The 17,521-nt window shown below is 73.5% G+C and carries 15 protein-coding genes and 1 pseudogene; 2 read left to right on the top strand and 14 right to left on the bottom strand.

The window, feature by feature from the left end; genetic code table 11:
• Positions 1–81: 81 nt before the first annotated feature.
• From ACGFMP_RS03245 to pdhA, 6 genes and pseudogenes are all read right to left on the bottom strand, one after another.
• Entirely contained in the window at positions 82–1,176 is a 1,095-nt protein-coding gene (locus ACGFMP_RS03245) for a potassium channel family protein (RefSeq protein ID WP_393669922.1), read from the bottom strand.
• Positions 1,173–2,603, bottom strand: coding sequence for a molybdopterin molybdotransferase MoeA (locus tag ACGFMP_RS03240; protein WP_393669920.1), 1,431 nt, complete (start codon positions 2,601–2,603; stop codon positions 1,173–1,175). The genes ACGFMP_RS03245 and ACGFMP_RS03240 overlap by 4 nt, the downstream gene beginning before the upstream one ends.
• Positions 2,600–3,554, bottom strand: a pseudogene (locus ACGFMP_RS03235) (NTP transferase domain-containing protein). Before ACGFMP_RS03235 ends, ACGFMP_RS03240 begins: the two are co-directional and overlap by 4 nt.
• Before the next feature lie 68 nt (positions 3,555–3,622).
• Positions 3,623–5,167, bottom strand: a complete 1,545-nt coding sequence (locus ACGFMP_RS03230) for a dihydrolipoamide acetyltransferase family protein (RefSeq protein WP_393669919.1) — start codon at positions 5,165–5,167, stop codon at positions 3,623–3,625.
• A complete protein-coding gene (locus tag ACGFMP_RS03225; RefSeq protein WP_393669917.1) occupies positions 5,167–6,201 on the bottom strand; it encodes an alpha-ketoacid dehydrogenase subunit beta in 1,035 nt (344 codons plus the stop codon). Before ACGFMP_RS03225 ends, ACGFMP_RS03230 begins: the two co-directional genes overlap by 1 nt.
• Positions 6,198–7,298 carry a pyruvate dehydrogenase (acetyl-transferring) E1 component subunit alpha gene (gene pdhA, locus ACGFMP_RS03220; protein ID WP_393669916.1) on the bottom strand — a complete coding sequence of 367 codons (1,101 nt, stop codon included), beginning with the start codon at positions 7,296–7,298 and terminating at the stop codon, positions 6,198–6,200. Before pdhA ends, ACGFMP_RS03225 begins: the two co-directional genes overlap by 4 nt.
• A gap of 172 nt (positions 7,299–7,470) precedes the next feature.
• On the opposite strand from pdhA, the gene ACGFMP_RS03215 reads away from it, so the two are divergent.
• A complete protein-coding gene (locus ACGFMP_RS03215; protein ID WP_393669915.1) occupies positions 7,471–7,953 on the top strand; it encodes an Lrp/AsnC family transcriptional regulator in 483 nt (160 codons plus the stop codon).
• Between the two features lie 57 nt (positions 7,954–8,010).
• Here the strand turns inward: ACGFMP_RS03215 and ACGFMP_RS03210 are convergent, their stop codons facing one another.
• The 3 genes from ACGFMP_RS03210 to ACGFMP_RS03200 form a co-directional block, all read right to left on the bottom strand.
• On the bottom strand, positions 8,011–8,805 hold the full coding sequence (locus tag ACGFMP_RS03210; RefSeq protein ID WP_393669914.1) for an alpha/beta hydrolase family protein: 795 nt from the start codon (positions 8,803–8,805) through the stop codon (positions 8,011–8,013).
• Between the two features lie 80 nt (positions 8,806–8,885).
• On the bottom strand, positions 8,886–9,473 hold the full coding sequence (locus ACGFMP_RS03205; RefSeq protein ID WP_393669913.1) for a TetR/AcrR family transcriptional regulator: 588 nt from the start codon (positions 9,471–9,473) through the stop codon (positions 8,886–8,888).
• A complete protein-coding gene (locus ACGFMP_RS03200) occupies positions 9,470–11,005 on the bottom strand; it encodes a 3-hydroxyacyl-CoA dehydrogenase (RefSeq protein ID WP_393669912.1) in 1,536 nt (511 codons plus the stop codon). Before ACGFMP_RS03200 ends, ACGFMP_RS03205 begins: the two co-directional genes overlap by 4 nt.
• A 186-nt stretch (positions 11,006–11,191) precedes the next feature.
• On the opposite strand from ACGFMP_RS03200, the gene paaN reads away from it, so the two are divergent.
• Positions 11,192–12,853 carry a phenylacetic acid degradation protein PaaN gene (paaN, locus tag ACGFMP_RS03195; protein WP_393670315.1) on the top strand — a complete coding sequence of 554 codons (1,662 nt, stop codon included), beginning with the start codon at positions 11,192–11,194 and terminating at the stop codon, positions 12,851–12,853.
• 24 nt (positions 12,854–12,877) lie between these two features.
• On the opposite strand, the gene ACGFMP_RS03190 is transcribed toward paaN, so the two are convergent.
• The 5 genes from ACGFMP_RS03190 to ACGFMP_RS03170 all read right to left on the bottom strand — a co-directional run bounded on the left by ACGFMP_RS03190 (position 12,878) and on the right by ACGFMP_RS03170 (position 17,353).
• A complete protein-coding gene (locus ACGFMP_RS03190) occupies positions 12,878–13,735 on the bottom strand; it encodes a TrmH family RNA methyltransferase (RefSeq protein WP_393669911.1) in 858 nt (285 codons plus the stop codon).
• Between the two features lie 99 nt (positions 13,736–13,834).
• The gene (locus ACGFMP_RS03185) at positions 13,835–15,223 is read right to left on the bottom strand and encodes an HTTM domain-containing protein (RefSeq protein ID WP_393669910.1); all 1,389 of its coding nucleotides are present in this window, start codon (positions 15,221–15,223) and stop codon (positions 13,835–13,837) included.
• A complete protein-coding gene (locus ACGFMP_RS03180) occupies positions 15,220–15,885 on the bottom strand; it encodes a DUF5819 family protein (protein ID WP_393669908.1) in 666 nt (221 codons plus the stop codon). Before ACGFMP_RS03180 ends, ACGFMP_RS03185 begins: the two co-directional genes overlap by 4 nt.
• Positions 15,886–16,092: 207 nt before the next feature.
• Positions 16,093–16,425: a rhodanese-like domain-containing protein gene (locus ACGFMP_RS03175; RefSeq protein WP_393669907.1), complete on the bottom strand. Its 333-nt coding sequence runs from the start codon at positions 16,423–16,425 to the stop codon at positions 16,093–16,095.
• Positions 16,426–16,528: 103 nt separating this feature from the next.
• Complete coding sequence (locus ACGFMP_RS03170) at positions 16,529–17,353, bottom strand: hypothetical protein (protein ID WP_393669905.1); 825 nt, start codon at positions 17,351–17,353, stop codon at positions 16,529–16,531.
• Between the last annotated feature and the right edge of the window lie 168 nt (positions 17,354–17,521).

The following is a 17,521-nucleotide window of genomic DNA, read 5'->3' as shown; positions in this document are numbered from 1 at the left end:
ACGACCCTAAGGGACGTGCTGCCGTGGACCCGTGAGGCCGAGCGCGCACCCGCGAGGGCCGGCGGCGGGCGGCCGCCGGTCTCAGTCAGGCGGCGCCGCGGCGGGTTCTGCGGACGCCCTTCGGATGGTGATCAGCCGGTCGGCGACCCGCAACGGCGCGGCGTCCGGGTCGTCGTGGTCCAGCAGCCGCCCCTCGCGTATCACCGACACGACCAGATCGCCCATCTCACGCGGTGTCATGCCCACCTCCGAGGCGGCGACCGGCCGCTCGATGAGGTCGAGCCCGCTGCCGTAGGTGATCAGGTCGTCCATCACCTTGCCGACGTTCGGGCTCAGCACGGACAGCCCGAGCAACCGCCCCGCGGCGCCGGAGCTGGTGATGACGGAGTCGGCTCCCGACTGGCGCAGCAACGGAGCGTTCTCCTCCTCGCGGACCGAGGCCACCAGGTGTGCTTCCCGGTTGAGTTGGCGGGCGGTCAGGGTGACCAGGACCGCGGTGTCGTCACGCTGGGCGGCGACGACGATCTGCCGGGCCCGCTGCGCCTCTGCCCGCCGCAGCACGTCACTGCGGGTGGCATCGCCGACGACGGCCACGTAGCCCTCCTCCGTCGCGGCGTGCACCACCTTCGGGTTGGGGTCGACGACCACGATCCGCTCCCTCGGCACACCGCGCCCCAGCAGGGTCCGCGCCGCCGACCTGCCCTTGGTGCCGTATCCCACGATGACCACATGGTCGCGCAAGGTTCTCCTCCAGCGGGTGGTGCGGAATTGCTCCCTGGTCCGCTCGGTCAGCACTTCGAGCGTCGTACCGACCAGGATGATCAGGAAGATCACCCGCAGCGGCGTGACCAGGAAGGTGTTGCTCAGCCGCGCCCCGGTGCTGTAGGGGACGATGTCGCCGTAGCCGGTCGTCGAGAGCGTCACCGTCGAGTAGTAGAGGGAGTCGAGGAAGGACACCGAGCCGTCGGCGTTGTCGTGGTAGCCGCCCCGGTCGGCGTAGACGATCAGCACTGTGATGGCCAGCACCAGGACAGCCAGCACCAGGCGCCGAGTGACCTGGAGCAACGGCCCTGTCGAAGGCCGCGGGAAAGCGACCTTGTAGGCCTTGGGGTCGGGCGGGGGCAGGTCATCGGAGGCGTCGGTGTCCGGTGGCTCGTCGCCGTCCGATGGCGTCATGTGCCGCTCCCCCACGCCGGGGCGAGCGCACCGGTGTCCAGGACAGCGGTGTCCTGGCCGGCCCGGGCGCCGCCCGGCGGGATCACAGCCATACCGTCGGCGGCGGCGAGGCCGCGCAGCATCGCGGGACCGGTGAAGTGCAGCGGCCGGGCGGCCGATTCGTCGTCGAAGACGACCGGGACCAGCCGGGTGTCCACCGGGTGCCCCTGCACATCAGCCGTCAGCGGCGCCGCGTAGGGCGCCGGCACCGGGCGGCCGGCGAGGGTACGCAGGACCGGGGCCACCAGGGTGAGCACACCGGAGACGGCCGCGAGCGGGTTCCCGGGCAGGCCGGCCAGCAGCCCGCCGGCCGGGAGTTCGGCCAGCAGCATCGGATGCCCCGGCCGTACCGCCACCCCGTCGACCAGCAGTTTGGCGCCGAGTTTCGCCAGCACGGGGTGGACGTGGTCGACGGGCCCGCCCGCCGTACCGCCGGTGGTCACCACGAGGTCGGCGCTGCTGGCGGCCACCGCAGCGCGGAGCATGTCGGCGTCGTCCGTCAGCCGCCGCACCGAGGTGACCTCAGCGCCGAGGCCGCGCAGCCAGGACGGCAGCATCGGGCCGAGCGCGTCACGCACCCGGCCGGCCCGCGGCGCCCCGTGGTCGAGCAGTTCGTCGCCGAGTACGAGGATCTCCACCCGCGGGCGCATGGTGACGGTCAGTTCGTCATAGCCCGCCGCGGCCGCCAGGCCCAGCATCGCGGGGGTCACCAGCGTGCCCGGGGGCAGCAACTCGTCCCCGCTCCGGCATTCCTGGCCCCTGCGCCTTATCTCCTGGCCCGAGCGGGGATCGGGGTGCGGCGCCAGGACGTGCAGCCACTCGCCGTCGGTCCTGCGCCGGCAGGTGCCGTGCTCGCTGCGCAGCACCGCGGTGGTGCCGGGCGGGAGTACCGCGCCGGTGGCGATACGGAGGGCGTCGCCACCCAGCAGGACGCCGACCGAGCGCTGCTGCCCGGCGAGCACCTGACCCTTCAACCGCCAGGGGCCAGGTCCTGCCACCGCCCAGCCGTCCATGGCCGAGGAGTCGAAGGGCGGCAGATCCGTCAGCGCCACCAGGGCCCGCGCCAGCGCCATGCCGAGGATGTCCTCGCCCAGCGGCAGCGCCCGCGCGTCGAGCCTGCGCCCGACCTGCCGGGCGATCCGCCGCGCCTCGGGCCAGGGCACGGCCTCCGGGTGCCGGTCCTTGCCCGCGGGCGCCCGGGTGCCTGAAGAGGCGTCCCGTGTCATGCCGACGGGTTCGTGCCCGAGCGCGACGACCAGCGGGTCGGTGCGCGGCGGGCGCGAGGCCGGACCGCCGGCGCCGGGGCCGTTGGCCAGCGCGAGGGCGTCGTCGAGTGCCCGGTCGGCGGCGTCGGAGCCGCGAGGGCCCTTGTCACCCGCGCCGTTCATCCGCCCGACTCCTGCGGCCAGCGCAACGCCAGGTCGGCGGCCTTCCGCGACGCCTCCCGCACGGCCTCGGGCCCGCCGCCCGCCTGGGCCGCCGCGTATCCCACCAGGAAGGTGGTCAGCGGCGCCGCCGGCCTCGCGACACCGTGTGCCGCGTCACGTGCCAGGTCGAGCAGGACCTCGGTGTCCACATCGAGGTCGATACCCAATTCGGTCTTGACTGCTGCGATCCATTCGTCCACCACACGCCCATGGTCCCCGATCCGCACCCGCAAGCCACCCAGGCTCACCCCTCGGACTGCGTCCGGCACCCGCGGACGGTCCCCCGGGTGCGGGTTCGCTTCAACGGGTGTCGTCGAGCCGGGCCCGCGCGCCCGCCACGTCGTCCCAGGTGTCGCAGTCGAAACTGGCCTCGCCGGTCGGGTCGGCGAGGCGGCGCAGTGTCAGTTCGCGGGTCAGCAGGCGCAGCGGCAGGCCGCTCAGGGTGCCGTGCTCCGTACTGATCAGCGCGGTCTCACGGCGCAGCGGCTCCGCCAGATACGCCGCCGCCAGCGGTTGGTCGCGCCCTGCGGGGTCGGTGAGGATGACGCCCTCGCAGTCCTCGGCCACGGCCAGGGCCCCGGTGAGCGCCGCCACCGTATGCACCGTCAGGAAGGGCAGGTCCGCGGCGAGGACGACGACCGCCCGGGGGCCGCCCTCACCGGCCAGGGCGGCCAGCCCGGCGGCGAGTGCGGGCAGCGGTCCACCGCCCGTGGGCTGCTCCCTGGTCCACCGCACCGGCCGTGCGGTCGGCCTGCGCGGTCCCACCACGACGGTGCGGTCGGCGCCCGCGCACGCGGCGAGCACCCGGTCGAGCAGCGTCCGGCCGCCGACCTCGAGCGCGGGCTTGTCGGTCCCGCCCAACCGCCTCGCCGCGCCGCCGGCCAGCACCACCGCGTCGTAGCTCGTCGTCATGCCCGCGAGTATCCCCCGGCCAGGAGCGATCCGGGCCGGGGCCCCGCGTCACACCGCGGCGACGGGCGTCACACCGCGGCGAGCAGCAACGCCGGCTGCTCCACGCAGTCCGCCACCAGCCGCAGGAATCCGCCGGCGGTCCCGCCGTCGCACACCCGGTGGTCGAAGGTGAAGGACAGCTGCACCACCTGCCGCACCGCCAGTTCGCCGTCGTGCACCCAGGGCTTGGCCGCGATCCGTCCGACGCCCAGCATCGCGGCCTCCGGGTGGTTGATGATCGGCGTGGAGCCGTCGACCCCGAAGACCCCGTAGTTGTTCAGCGTGAAGGTCCCGCCGGTCAGTTCCGCGGGGGTCAGCGAGCCGTTCCTCGCCGCCTCGGTGAGCCGGGACATCTCGGCCGCTAGCGCCGTCGTGGTCATGGTGTGGGCGTCCCGCAGCACGGGCACCACCAGGCCGCGGTCGGTCTGGGCCGCGAAGCCGAGATGCACGGCGGGCAGCCGGATGATCTCCGACCGCTCGGCGTCCACCGTGGAGTTGAGGTCCGGATAGCGCGCCAGAGCGGCGGTCACCACCCGGGCCAGCAGGGCGAGCAGCGAGATCCGCCGCTCTCCTGAGGCGTTCATCGCCGCCCGGGCGGCCAGCAGTTCCGTGGCGTCGGCGTCCACCCAGCAGGTGGCGTCGGGGATCTCCCGGCGGCTGCGGGCCAGCTTCTCCGCGGCGGCCCGGCGGATCCCGCGCAGCGGCACCCGCTCGGCGCCGTCCTGCGCACCGCCGTGCACCACCGGTGCGGGGGCGAGCGCGGGGGTGGCGACCGCGCGCTCCACGTCGGAGCGCAGGATCAGCCCCTCGGGACCGCTGCCGGTCAGGCGCCGCAGATCGAGACCGTGCTCGCGGGCGATCCGCCGGACCAGCGGCGAGATGACGGCCACCGGCCCGTCCCCGCCCACCACGCCAGCACCGTCCACCGCACCGCCGGAAGCCACACCGCCCCGCGCCACGCTCCGGGAGGCCGCGGCCCCATCCACCGCGGCGCCATCCACCGCGCGTCCGGAAGCAACCGCACCGCCGGAAGCCGCACCGCCGCCGGAGTCCACGCCCTCGGAGCCCTCGAAGCCCCCGGAGCCCTCGGAGCCCCCGGAGCCCGCAGCCAATGCCACCGCCTGGCCGTCGGCGCCGGCCCGAGCCGCTGTGCCGCCGGCCGCCGGGCGGCTCGCCCGCACCCGCTGCCGGCGGCGCGAGACCGCGCCGCCGGTGCCGTATCCGACCAGGACGTTGCCCGAGCCCTCCCCGTCACCGCCCCCGCCGTCACCGCCCCCGCCGCCGTCCGCGGGTCCGGCATCGGTGCCGCCCGCGCCGGAACCGGCTTCGGACCCGACGGCGACGGTGACCAGCGGGCGCCCCACCGCGAGCGAGTCGCCCTCCTCGCCGAAGCGCGCGGTGACCACCCCGCCGTAGGGGCAGGGCACTTCGACGACCGCCTTGGCCGTCTCCATCTCGACCACCGGCTGGTCGACGGCGACGACCTCGCCGACCTGCACCAGCCAGCGCACGATCTCCGCCTCGGTGAGCCCTTCCCCGAGGTCGGGAAGGGTGAATTCGCGCACGACGGCCATCAGTCGTCCTCCCACTGCAGTCGGCCGACGGCGTCGAGGATGCGGTCCACGCCCGGCAGATGGTGCCGTTCGAGCATCGGCGGCGGGTAGGGGATGTCGAAGCCGGCGACCCGCAGCACGGGGGCTTCCAGATGGTGGAAGCAGCGTTCGGTGATGCGTGCCGCGATTTCCGCACCGGCGCCGCCGAAGCCCGACGACTCATGGACGACGACCGCCCGTCCGGTGCCGCGGACGACCTCGGCGACCGTCTCCTCGTCGAAGGGCACCAGGCTGCGCAGGTCGACCACGCCCAGATCCCAGCCCTCGCCCTCGGCCGCCTCCGCCGCCTCGAGGCACACCGGCAGCGACGGCCCGTAGGTGATCAGCGTCGCCGTGCGGCCCGGGCGGCGCACCACGGCCCGCCCGATCGGTTCGACCGCGGACGGCTCCTGGGGCGACCAGTCGGCCTTCGACCAGTACAGCCGCTTCGGCTCCAGGAAGATCACCGGGTCGTCGGAGGCGATGGCCGCCCGCAGCAGCCCGTAGGCGTCCTCGACGGTCGCCGGGGTGACCACGTGCAGGCCAGGGGTGTGCAGGTAGTACGCCTCGGAGGAGTCGCTGTGGTGCTCGACCCCGCCGATGCCGCCGCCGTAGGGGATCCGCACGGTGATCGGCATCGGCAGCGCCCCGCGGGTGCGGTTGCGCATCCGCGCGACATGGCTGACCAGCTGCTCGAACGCCGGGTAGGCGAAGGCGTCGAACTGCATCTCGACGACCGGCCGCAGCCCGTACATCGCCATGCCGACCGCGGCACCGAGGATGCCCGCCTCGGCCAGCGGGGTGTCGGTGCAGCGCTCCTCGCCGAACTCCCTGGCCAGCCCGTCGGTGATGCGGAAGACGCCGCCGAGGGTGCCGACGTCCTCGCCCATCACGTGCACCGACGGGTCGGCGGCGAGGGCGTCGCGCAGCGCCTGGTTGAGCGCCTGCGCCATGGTCGCGGGCTTGCGGGCAGGGGCCGTGGCCCGGCCCGCGGCCGTGGTGGCGGCGGTGGTCATGACTGCCGCTCCGCTTCCCTCTCCGCCCGCAGCTGCGCGGCCTGCTCGCGCAACTGCGGTGTCGGCTCGGCGTAGACGTGCGTGAAGAGCTCCGCCGGGTCGAGCCGCGGGTCCTCGTGCATCCGCGTGCGCAGGTCGGCGGCCATGGCCTCGGCGTCGTCCAGGGCGCGCTGCCGGCCGGCGTCGTCGAGCAGCCCGCGGGCCGTCAGCTCCCTTTCCAGCAGCTCGACGGGGTCGTGCTCCCGCCATGCCGCGACCTCGGACTCCTCGCGGTAGCGGGTGGCGTCGTCGGCGTTGGTGTGCGCGTCGATCCGGTAGGTGAGGGCCTCGACCAGGGTGGGGCCGCCGCCTTCACGTGCCCGCTCGACCGCTTCGCTGAGCACCTGGTGGACCGCCGCGGCGTCATTGCCGTCGACCAGCCGCCCCGGCATGCCGTAGCCGACCGCCTTGTGGGCAAGGGTCGGGGCGGCGGTCTGCTTGTCGAGGGGGACGGAGATGGCGAAGCCGTTGTTCTGCACGAGGAAGACCACGGGGGCCTGCCAGACGGCCGCGAAGTTGAGCGCCTCGTGGAAGTCGCCCTCGCTCGTCCCGCCGTCGCCGACCATGGCCAGCGCGACCACGGGGTCACCGCTGAGCCGGGCCGCGTGCGCGAGGCCGACGGCGTGCGGCAGCTGGGTCGCCAGCGGGGTGCTGAGCGGTGCGACCCGGTGCTCGCGGGAGTCGTAGCCGGTGTGCCAGTCGCCCCGCAGCAGCGTCAGCGCTTCGACGGGGTCGACGCCGCGGGCGACGACGGCGAGCGTGTCGCGGTAGCTGGGGAAGAGCCAGTCGCGGGGCCGCAGGGCGAGGGCCGCGGCGATCTCGCAGGCCTCCTGGCCGGTGCTGGACGGGTAGACGGCCAGCCTTCCCTGCTTGGTCAGGGCGGTGGCCTGCCGGTTGTAGCGGCGGCCGCGTACGAGCTGCCCGTAGAGCCTGTCGAGCAGCGCGGGGTCCAGGTCCGCCGCGGCGGGGGTGCCGAGCAGCCGGTACGGCTCAGGATCGGGCAGCAGCGGGGCGGCGTCGGTGCGTGGCCGCCGGGCACGGGTGTCCAGCACGGTCATCGCGAGCACCTCCTTGTGGTCGGTGACCGGTAGTGCGAGCGGGTCCCGCTCTCCCTACCGATTGTTCGGTCGCCGGAGGCATTTTGGCTACGGGGTGGTTTCGCCTGTGGACAAACGGTTCTGCACAGCCTGAGATGGAGCCAGTACGTCCATGGTAGGGAGCTTGCGGGGGATGGCGAGAGAACAGATGGCCGACGAGGAGCCGACGGTCCGACCTCTGGACCCGATAGACCGCACGATCCTGCGGCTGCTCCAGGAGGACGGCAGGGCGTCCATACGCTCGGTCGCCGAGCGGGTGCACGTGTCGCGGGCGAACGCCTACGCCCGGATCAACCGGCTCATCGAGGACGGGGTGATCCGCGGTTTCACCGCCAGGGTGGACCACGAGCGAGCCGGGCACGGCGCCTCGGCCTACATCACCCTCAAGATCGTCCAGAATTCGTGGCGGACGGTGCGGGAGAAGCTCGTCACCCTTCCCGGCGTCGTCCACATCGCGCTGGTGAGCGGCGATTTCGACGTCCTGCTCCTCGTGCACACCGTCGACAACCGCAGCCTGCGCGAGCTGGTCCTGACCCGGCTGCAGTCCATCGAGGAAGTGCTGAGCAGCCGTACCCTGCTGGTCTTCGAGGAGACCGACCTGGTGGTCGGGGACTGATGACGGCCAGGCGGACCCCGGCCAGGCCCAGGGCCCACCCGGCGGACGACGGACGGGTCAGCCGCCGTACTTCCGCAGGAAAGCCTTGACCTTCGCGAAGTTGTCGGGATTGTCCAGCATGCTCACCCCGTGGTTCGGGCCGTCGACGATGGTGAGGTCGTTCTCCCCGGCCTTCCCGGTGGCCTTGCTGAGGTCCCTGGTCGACGCGGCGAATTCCGTGTCGCCTTCGGCGGCCATGTAGAAGACCGGCATGGTCAGGCCGGGGACGGTACCGGCCGCGTCCATGCCGCTGTAGCTCGCGGGCGCCGAGAGCGAGACCACCGCGTCGACCGGCGGGGTGATCGAGCCGGCCGAGGTCAGCACTGCGGTGCCGCCCTTGGACGCGCCGACCAGCAGCACCTTGCGCGCGCCCTCGGCGCGGGCGTGGGTGACGGCCGCGGTGATCTCCGCGACCTCGCTGCCCGCCGAGTCCACCGCGATCACCCGGTAGCCCTCCTTCGCCAGCTCGTCTGCGTCCGGCACCCACTGGCAGACGTCGCCGTCCGCCTGGTGTGCGAGGACCAGCACGGTGGTGCCCTTGCCGGTCGCGTAGGCCTCGACGTCCTGGTTCTCCGAGCTGGTGAAGGTCAGGTAGCCCGCACTGGCCTGTTCGGGTGACAGGCAGCCGAAGTCGTTGACTTCCGCGGTCGGCGCGGGGGCGCCGCCGGTACTGCCGTCCGCGGTGTCGCCGCCTCCGCCGCATCCGGTGAGCAGGCAACCGGTGAGCAGCGCGAAGGACACCGCCAGCGCCGAGGCGGCGCTCATGCGCAGCGGGGCGGGGCCGCGCCCGGGAGATCGATCAGCCGTCAGCATGGCTGGATCGTGGCGGTGATCGACGGCCTAGTCAATGGTCTGGACCAATATGCGGACGTGCCGTCCGCCACGGACGCGGTCTACGCACGCAGTCCGTCGAAGGCCAGCCGTACCACCGCATCGGCGACCTGGTCGCGGTCCAGCGCCCCCTTCACGGCGGGGCGATACCACTCGACTATCGAGTTGATCATCCCGAACAGCAGCCTGGTGGCCAGCCTGACCTCGACGTCCACCCGCAGATCGCCCTCCGCCACGGCTGCCTTGAGCAACTCCGCGACCCGCTGGTCGAACTCCCTGCGGCGCTCCATCGCCCACCGCTCCGTCGTGGTGTTCCCCCGGACCCGCAGCAGCAGCGTGACGTAGGGAAGTTCGTCCATGAGCACGACGGCGGTCCGCCGGATGACGTATTCCAGCCGCCGCACCGCGGGGCCGCTTCCGGCCTCCGGCTGGTCGAGGATGCCGAAGAGGCCGTCGAGGGCGCGGCCGACCGCGCGGTTGAGCAGTTCCTCCTTGCCCCGCACATGGTGGTAGATCGAGGACTTCGAGATACCCGCCGCGCGCGAGAGGTCTTCCATGGACGTGCCGTCGTAGCCGCGCTCGTTGAAGACCTCCACGGCCACGGCGAGCAGCGAGTCCGGCGTATAGGTGTCGCGCTTGGGCATGGTCATGAGGAGATCACACCTTCCCTCGCGGCCGCACGCCGCCTCAGTTCCCGGCAGGGCGCGTAGCGCCCGGTGGGGGAGTCCCGGTGCAGCGCGTCCAGGAGATCGCGCACATAGGTGGCGGAGATCAGCTCGCACCACTCCAGCGGACCCAGCGGATAGTTGACGCCCCTCCGCATCGCGGTGTCGATGTCCTGCGCGGAGGCGACCTGCCGGGCGACCGCGTCGGTCGCGAGATCGGCCAGCATGGCGACCGTCCGCGCCACGATCAGACCCGGCACGTCCCCGATGACGCTGACCTTCTTGCCCAGCGCCTGGAAGAGCCCCACCGCCTGCTCCACCGCCGCGGCGTGCACACCGTCGCCTGGCGCGACGGCGACCCGGGTGGCGGTGCGGTAGTCGAGCGCCAGGTCGAAGCGGATCCCCGGCGCGGGCATGGGGTGGCCGTCGGCCAGCCGCAGCGGCGTGCCGCCGGGCAGCACGATCGCGCCGGGCCCCGCCGCGGGCTCCACACGGACCTCGATCCCGGCCTCTGCCGCCAGCCCTGCCAGCGACCGCGCGGGACCGAGCGAGCCGCGCACCCCGATGTACGCCGGCGGGACGGCCGGCCCCGCGGTGTGCGGCTCCGACCCCGGATCCGGTACGCCCGCCGCACCGCGGGTGCCGGCGCCCTCGGTGTACGTGAACCAGCCGCGGCCGGTCTTGCGGCCGAGCCGCCCGGACTCGACCAGCCGGCGCTGCGCGAGCGAGGGAGTGAACTTCGGGTCGTGGAAGAAGGCCTCCCAGACCGAGCGGGTGACGGCCTCGTTGACGTCCTGGCCGATGAGGTCCATCAGCGCGAAGGGCCCCATGGCGAAGCCGCCGCACTCGCGCAGCACCGCGTCGATGGTCGCCGGATCGGCGGCGCGCTCCTCGTAGACCCGCAGGGCCTCGGCGTAGAAGGGGCGGGCGATGCGGTTGACGACGAAGCCGGGGGTATCGGTGCAGCGCACCGGCGTCTTGCCCCAGGCGGCGGCCGTGTCATAGGCGGTGGCGACCGCCGCCGCCCCGGTGGCGGCGCCCGCGACCACCTCGACCAGCGGCAGCAGCGGGGCCGGGTTGAAGAAGTGCAGCCCGACCAGCCGCCCGGGCAGCCGCAGCCCACCGGCCACGGCGGTCACCGGCAGCGAGGAGGTGTTGGTCGCCAGCAGGCAGTCGTCACCGACGACCGCCTCGATCTCGGCGAACAGCGCCTGCTTGGCCGCCGCCTCCTCGACGATGGCCTCCACGACCAGTGCCGCCCCCGCCAGGTCGGCGAGGCTCTCGGCGGGGACGAGCCGGGCCAGCGCGTCCTGGTGCTCGCCGGCGGTGATCCTGCCCTTGGCGGCGAGCCGGTCGAGGCGGCCGGCCACGGCGTCGGCCGCGACCTGCGCGCGGCCGGGGACACCGTCATGGAGCAGCACCCGGTGGCCCGCGAGCAGGGCCACCTGGGCGATTCCCTGGCCCATCGTGCCCACGCCGACGACGGCCACGGTGCTGTTGCTGTCAAGTGCGGTCACGCTGTCCACGACTCCTTGCCGGTGCCGGCCGGTTCCTGCGGGCCCTGCCCGGTCCGGCGGAGAGTTGTCCACAGGCCGGGTTTCCCGCCCTTGTCCCGACCGAACATTCGGTTAATCTAGCGGTGTTCCCCACACCCGGCGCAGCTCGACGAGGAGTTGGTCCCATTGTCCGCCGATCTCTCCAGCCTGTCCCTGGCCGAGCGCCATCGAGAGACCCTCGACAGGGCACTGGACACCATCAGGACCCGCGCTTACTGGTCGCCCTACCCCGAGCACCCCAAGGCGTATCCGGACGCCGAGGAGGGCAAGGCCGCCTTCGAGGCGCTGCTCGGCCGCCGCTTCGACTTCACGACCGAGCAGCCGGGGACGGACGGCTGGACCGGCGGCGAGCGGTCCCCGTACGGCATCGAGCTGGGGGTGGAGTATCCGCACCCCGATCCGGACGTGCTGCTGCCCGCGATGCGCGCGGCGATGCCCGCCTGGCGGGTCGCGGGACCCGAGGCCCGGGCGATGGTGTGCCTGGAGATCCTGGCCCGGATCAACGCACGGAGCCAGCTCTTCGCGCACGCGGTGATGCACACCTCAGGACAGGCCTTCATGATGGCCCTGCAGGCGGGCGGCCCGCACGCGCAGGACCGCGGCCTCGAAGCGGTGGCCTATGCCTACGCGGAGCAGGTGCGCACCCCGGGCACCGCGGAATGGGTGAAGCCGCAGGGCAAGCGGGACCCGCTGGAGCTGCGGAAGGACTTCACCGCGGTGCCGCGCGGCATCGGCCTGGTGATCGGCTGCAACACCTTCCCGACCTGGAACGGCTATCCCGGGCTCTTCGCCTCGCTGGCCACCGGCAATGCGGTGCTGGTCAAGCCGCACCCGCGGGCCGTCCTGCCGCTCGCGCTGACCGTCGCCACCGCCCGCGACACACTGGCCGAAGCCGGCTTCTCCCCCGACCTGGTCTGCCTCGCCGTCGAGCGACCGGGCGAGGGACTGGCCAAAACCCTGGCCGTACGCCCCGAGGTCCGCATCGTCGACTACACCGGGTCGACCGGCTTCGGCGATTGGCTGGAGGCCAACGCGCGCCAGGCGCAGGTCTTCACCGAGAAGGCCGGGGTCAACACCGTGGTGGTGGATTCCACCGACGACTACCGCGGCATGCTCGCCAACCTCGCCTTCTCCCTCTCGCTCTACAGCGGCCAGATGTGCACCACCCCGCAGAATCTGCTGATCCCCCGGAGCGGCATCGGCACCGAGGCAGGGCCGCGGACGTACGACGAGGTGGTCGCCGACCTCGCCGCCGCCGTGGACAAGCTGCTCGGTGACGACGCCCGGGCCAACGCGCTGCTTGGCGCGCTGGTCAACCCGGACGTCAGGGCACGGCTCGACGCCGCCCCCGGCATGGGCGAGGTCGCGCTCGCCTCCCGCGCGGTGGAGCACCCCGACTTCCCCGACGCGGTCGTCCGCACCCCGGCGCTGGTCAGGCTGGACACCGCCAAGCCGGACGCGGAGGCCGCGTTCATGGCCGAGTGCTTCGGGCCTGTCGCCTTCGCCGTCGCCGTGGACTCCACCGACGCCGCGCTGGAGCTGTTGCGCCGGACGATCCGCGACCACGGCGCCATGACGGTGGGCGGCTACACGACAGAACCCGAGGTGGAGCGCCGGCTGGTGGAGGTCTGCCAGGAGGAGTGCGCGCAGCTGTCGCTCAACCTGACCGGAGGGGTGTACGTCAACCAGACCGCCGCCTTCTCCGACTTCCACGGCTCCGGCGGCAATCCCGCGGCGAACTCCGCACTGTGCGACGCGGCGTTCGTGGCCGGCCGCTTCCGGACGGTGGAGGTGCGCAGGCAGGCCTGACCGACGGTCGCACGGCGGTCCAGGTCAGGTCCGTCCGGGGACCAGCGGGGAACCGGACGTGGCCGACCAGTGGTAGAGCGTCATACCGACGCTGGTGGCCAGGTTGTAGCTCGACACCTGGGGCCGCATCGGCAGCGACACCAGGTGCGTGGCCCGGGCGCGCAGCTCGTCGGACACACCGTGCCGCTCGGAACCGAAGACGATCAGCGCGTCGTCCGGCAGTTCGGCGGCGCGGATGTCCTCGCCCTCCGGGTCGAGCACGTGCAGCGGCCCCGGCGGCAGCCCGTCCGGGGTCGTACGCTCCACGGCGGTCGCGTAGTGCAGCCCCGCGCCGGCCCGCAGGACGTTGGGGTGCCAGGGATCGAGGTCGCCGGTGGTGACCACACCGGTCACGCCGAAGCCGGCGGCGAGCCGGATCACCGCGCCGACGTTGCCGAGGTTGCGCGGCCGGTCGAGGACCACGACGGGGGCCCGCCGGGGCCGCGCCGCCAAAGTGGCCAGGGCCCCGTCCCGCGGCGGCCGGGCGGCAAGCGCTGCCACACCGGTCGGGTGGACGCGTGTCACCAGCTCGCGCAGCGCGGCCGCCGGGATCTCGGTGACGCGTTCCGCGAGGTCCGCGGTCAGGTCGGGCGCGAGGTCGGCGGCCAGCCGCAGCACGGCCGCCTTGTCACTGCTCACCGCGAGGTGGACCTCGGCGCCGAAGCGCAGCGCGTGCTTCAGGGCGTGGAAGCCGTCGAGCACCACGACCGTGTCCCGATCCCCGCCCGCGTCCCCGCCCGCATCCGAGGCGGTGCCCCCACCTGTGCCCGCGGCCAGCTCGCGCCACCGTTCCACGGCGGACCGCACCCCGGGCAGCCGGAGTGCGGCCTGCTCTTCGCTCATGGCGCCAGCCTACGGCGAGGCCCGACACCGCCCGCCCGGCCGGCCCGCCACCGTCCTGGCCGGGCGGGTCGGGTCAAGGTCAGGTCAGGTCAGGTCAGGTCAGGAAACGGCTTCGGCGCTCGGCGAACCGGCCGCGGGCTGCCCGGTGTCCTCGTCCCCCGCTGCCGTTTCCGGGCGCTGCCCGGGAATGGCCGCGGCCCCCGCCCGCGTCCCGCGCTCCCGCAGCGGCCGGCTGATCCGCTCACCCAGCCAGCGCAGGAAACCGGTCGGCAGGAAGACGGCGTCGGCGGCGATCATCGCCAGCGAGAAGAAGGGCAGGCCCAGCACCACCGCGATCGACGCGTGCTCGAGCATCATCGCCGCCAGCAGCACGTTCTTCACCCGGCGGTTGAAGAGGGTGAAGGGGAAGGCGACCTGCACCATGACCGTGCCGTAGGTGATCAGCATGACCATCAGCGAGTTGCCCGCCAGGGCGTGCGACAGGCCGGGCCAGGGGGTGAAGTCGTCCAGGTGCAGCGGATAGTAGAGCGCGGTGCCGTCCTCCCAGCGGCTGCCCTGGATCTTGTACCAGCCGGCCGTGGAGTAGATCAGGCAGACCTCCACGACGATCACCAGCATGGCGCCGTTGTGGATCACGTTGGCCATGATGTCCAGCACGGTGCGCGGCTCGCCGGGCGCGTAACGGCGGACGGCCCACCACAGCGCCTGGAGCAGCAGCCCCGCCCACAGGGCCACCTCCCACTCGGTGCTGAGCTTGCCCGCCGCGGTGGCCATCACCAAGGCGGCGCCCAGCAGCGCCCACAGCGCGATCCCCACCGGGTCGTTCCACAGCCTCCCGGCCGCGGCCTTGCCGCCCGCGACGGACTCGGCCGCCTCGCTCCCGGCCACGGCGTCGACCTCGGCGTCGACCTCGGCGCCCGCCGCCTCCGACGCGGCCGCGGCCCGCAGCGCCCTGCGGCGGTCGAGCGACCAGACCTGCCCGCAGCGGGTGAAGACCAGGTAGATGGCCATCAGATGGATGACGTTGTCGCCGCCGTCGCCCATGAAGACGCTGCGGTTCTGGAGCGACAGCACCCCGATCATGAAGAGCACCGACGCGGTCCTGGTGCGCCAGCCCACCAGCAGCATGGCGCTGCTGACGATCGCCACCGCGTAGACCAGCTCGAACCAGCCGCGGCTGTCGCTCCACAGCAGCGCGGTGAAGGCGTGGTTGCCGGCGACCAGGCGCTTGGCCAGGTCGAAGGTCCACGGGCTGTCCGGGCCGTAGAGCTCGGAGCGGTTCGGCCACTCCCGCAGCAGGAAGAGCAGCCAGGTCGCCGCGAAGCCGATCCGCACGATCGCGGCCTGGTACGGGCCGAGGGCACCGCCGGTGACCCTGGCCAGGCCGCGTGCGATGCCGCGGTCGATCGAGGCGCCGAGCCCGGCGAAGGGCGACGGGGTGCCGGCGGGGTCCTCGGCGTGCGCTGCCGGGGTGCGGGGGACGCTCACGAGGCCTTCTCCTGCCCTGCCGGCGCGCTGGTGACGGTCCACCAGGGCAGCTCGCGGAATGTGGTGGTCGTGTCGACCGACTCACCGCTCCAGGTCGGCCTGGCGACCATGGTGATGGCGGTCCTGGCCTGGATGCGGACGACCGTGCCGCCGTTGAGCGTGTGGCCGAGGCGCTTGGCCAGGATGTTCTCCAGCAACGCGCTGCTCATGTCGCTGCCGGTGCCCGAGGTCGGCTGGTTCTGGTCGTTGTGCGTGTCGGTGTAGTAGCCCCAGGCGCGGCGCAGCTCGTTCTGCTGGGTGTGGCTGGGCAGCGGGTTGTGCCGCATGTCCGCCACGTCGATCGCCGTCATGTCCACCCAGCCGGTGGTCTCCGTGCTGCCGTCGGGCTTGCGGACCTCCGCGCGGGCCTGCACGTGGTTGTTCTGCTGCACCGGGTCGGGCGCGAAGAGCTTCCAGTTCTGCTCGAACTCGGGATACACGTAGTCCCCGACCGCCGAGGCGTGCTGTTTGCTGAGCGTGTTCGAGGGCGCGACGTGCAGGAAAACCATGCCGAGATGGAAGAGCGCGCCCACGGCGACCACACCCACGGTCACGGCCACCGCTATTCGGGCGGGCAGCGACAATCCCGCCACCTGGGGCGGCTCCCCCTGCTCTGACTGCATCGTCTCTCCGCTCTCCGCGCCGGGCACGCCTGTCGGGCGGCACGCTAACGACGCCGGGGTCCGGCGGTGACCATACCGAGTCATCCACCGGTAGCGGAATGGTGCGACGGCCCCGCGACGGGCCGCCGGGCCCGGGGGCACCGGCTGCCGGCGACGGGCGGGAGGAAAGAGGTGCAGGACGGCGGGGCCGCGGGCCCGCCGCCGGGGTCACAGGACGAAGCCGTCGGCTCCTTCGCCGGTGACGACCGGTCGGCCTGCGGCCTCCCAGTCGAGCATGCCGCCGCTGACGTTGACCGCGTCCCTGCCCTGGCCGATCAGATACTGGGTGACCTGCGCGGACCGGCCGCCGACCCGGCAGACCACGTGGACCCGGGCGCCCTCGGGCACCTCGTCGAGCCGTGCGACGACCTCGCCCATCGGGATGTGCAGCGCGCCATCCGCGTGTCCGGCCGCCCACTCGTCGTTCTCGCGGACGTCGAGCAGGACGGCGTCGGCCGGTACGGCGGTGGCGTCCACCGAGGGCAGCTGGGAACGGAACATCGGGCGCGGCCTCCTGGGACACGGGGAACGCGGTCGGCGCATCGCCGATACCGCTCGCTCGCGGCGCGCATGCGCCGCTCGCATGGGTCCCGGCAAAACTACCTCAGCCGTCCGAGGCGTCCCTGACCAGTTCGGCGAGCCGCGCCTCGCGCTGGGCGACCTGGGTGAGCAGCTGCTCGGCGATCTCGTTGAGCAGCGCGTCCGGGTCGTCGGGGGCGAGCCGCATCATCTGCCCGATCGCGCTCTCGTCCAGCTCCGCGGCCACGGCAGAGAGCATCTCCTTGCGCTCGGCCAGCCACTCGAGACGGGCGTAGAGCACCTCGGCCTCGCCGGGCAGGTCGGCCAGCGGCACCGGCCCTGCCTCCCACTCCGCGGCCAGGGCGCGCAGGGTGTCCTCGTCCGCGTAGGCGTAGGCCTCGTTCACCCGGGCGATGAAGGCGCTGCGGCGCTCCTTCTCGTCGTCGTCCTGGGCGAGGTCGGGGTGGGCCTTGCGGACCAGCTCGCGGTAGAGCCGCTGGGCCTCCTTGCCCGGCCTGACCCGGCGCGGCGGGTTCGGGTCCTCCACCGGGCGTACCCCGTCGGAACCCAGCAGCCCGCCGAAGAGCTCCTCCACCCCGGGCATGGGCATGACCAGGGCGCGGGCCTCCCAGGCCCGCTCGATGTCCGCCCGGTCGCCGCTGTGCGCCGCGACGGCCTCGGCGACCAGCGCGTCCAGCTCGTCCAGCCGCGCGTACATCGGGCCGAGCCGCTGGTGGTGCAGCCGGGAGAAGTTCTCCACCTCGACCCGGAAGGTCTCCACGGCGATCTCGAACTCGATCAGCGCCTGCTCGGCCGCCCGTACCGCCTTCGCCAGCCGCTCCTGCGAACCGGGCGCGGGCGCCGCAGCGGCGGACGCGGCTGCGGACTCGGTTCCGAAGGTGTTCGTCACCCGGACAGCCTAGGCCCTGTCCGGGTGATCGCGCGGAGCGCCGGGCCGCACCAGGCCCTGTACGCCCGCACGGCGGGCCGGCGCCGCGCAGGCCGGCCCGGGTCACAGCCACCGCCGCCCCGCCTCCTCGACCCGCCCCGGGCGAGCCCTGCCCGGCCGGGGCAGCAA

The organism is Streptomyces sp. NPDC049040 (genome assembly GCF_043197715.1).
In the GTDB taxonomy this organism is placed as follows: Bacteria; Actinomycetota; Actinomycetes; order Streptomycetales; family Streptomycetaceae; genus Actinacidiphila.
The sequence above is the reverse complement of the archived record's forward strand: the minus strand, read 5'-3'. Positions and strand labels throughout refer to the sequence as shown.